The following is a 1,611-nucleotide window of genomic DNA, read 5'->3' on the forward strand; positions in this document are numbered from 1 at the left end:
TCTGAAAAAATGCAAAAAGAGAACCCGCAGTCGCCGCTCCAGATTCATGACCAGAAACTGAAGGGCGATGACGGTCAAACTGGTTTCGGCGCCACGCGCCCGAATGCGACCTAGGCCCAATTTGCGCTTGCCTTCTCCAAATTTTCCTTCGATCGCATTACGCTGTACAGCGTCCTGGCGCTCTTGCCGACGATCGGCGACTTCACTTTGCTCTTTCGAGGGTCTGCCGAGCTTCGGGCCACTAAGGCGAATCCCTAGCGTTTTGCAATAGTTCAGGTTGTCTCGATTGCGGTAGATTTTATCGGCTAGAATGACGGCGGGATAATACCCGAATCGCTGTTTGTACGCTTCCACCGATGCTTGCAGCGTGGTTGCCTCGTTGAAGCTGTCCCATTGTGCCGTTTCGATCCAAGCGTAACCGTCCACCAGACTGGCGGCGATTTTGGCGCCGAACTCCACGTTCGCTCCAGCTTTGCCTCGAACCATCGGACGTACATGCGGCTGTTCGATACTCACGATGCGATCGGCGACGACATGCGTATTCTTCTCTAGCATTTCGCGCTGCTGACGGTAGAGCTCCGAGATGATCAGAAGCTGGCGATAGTGTCTTTTGCTCAGTTCCGTGAGAGGCGTATACTTCACGAGGGCTTCAATAATCCGCAGATTCCGTCCCACGTAGCCAAGTTGCTTTTTGATCGCTTTGCGGATCACCTTGCCCGATGCCTTGCGTTGCTTGGAAACACTCAGGTACGATTTTCTGGCTTTCTCGCGGTACGTGCGCGGCTTCTCCATCGCTCCGACATGGGGACGGTGCAGTACGTCGATGATGTCTTCCAGGATTTCACGGGCGTGATTCAGCAGCCCCAAGTCAGTCGGATACTTGATGTCCGCAGGCGCGCATGTCGCATCCAGCATGAGGGTGCCCTTGTTCATGACTTCCGCTGTCGGTGCGGCTGTAGATGGCAGGACGTGTAGCTTTTTCGCCATGTTGCGGGGTTTCTTCGCCACAACAGGGGGCTCCTCGGGAATAGAGAAAGCGTCCCCTACCTCCATGGTGAGCTGCGAGCCGCCCGCGTCGTTGTCGTCGTCATCGCGATCTCGCTTGGACGATTTCGGTTTCGCCTCGACCTCTCGCTCTGCTTGCAGCGCGGCTTGGGCGATCCAGTCGTTGACTTCAGCTAGGATTTCCAAGCCGAACCGTTCCCGAAAATGCGTGAGCAGGGAGTGATGAAACGGCACTTCATCGACATACGCGGTGTAGCCCAAGAAGAACTGCAAATATGGATTTTCCTGGATTTGTAAGGTGGTCTCGCGGTCACTTAAACCAAGGCGCTCCTTGATGATGAGCGAGCCGAGGGCGATACGTGCCGAGTACGCCTTTTGGCCGATGGCTGGGGACTTGAACGAGCTCACATATTTCTCTTCTACTTTGTCCCAAGGGATGATCGCCGCAAGCTGCACCCACCGATTGGTTGGATTTAATTTTCCGCCAAAGGGCAAATAGAAGTTTTCCAACAAGTCTGCCATATCTCGATTCAGCACGAACACTTTCGCTCACTCCATCTGCAAGGTTTTTTACCGATTTTCCGTGTTTTCTTTGCAGATGAATTC

Annotated in this window: 1 protein-coding gene; it reads right to left on the minus strand. The window is 54.1% G+C overall.

Annotated elements, in window-relative coordinates; translation table 11 throughout:
* Positions 1–1,548 (minus strand): IS5 family transposase (locus ACFFK0_RS30595; protein WP_377475244.1); only part of this gene is annotated, 1,548 nt, incomplete at its 3' end.
* Between the last annotated feature and the right edge of the window lie 63 nt (positions 1,549–1,611).

Source organism: Paenibacillus chartarius (genome assembly GCF_042432825.1).
In the GTDB taxonomy this organism is placed as follows: domain Bacteria; phylum Bacillota; class Bacilli; order Paenibacillales; family NBRC-103111; genus Gordoniibacillus; species Gordoniibacillus chartarius.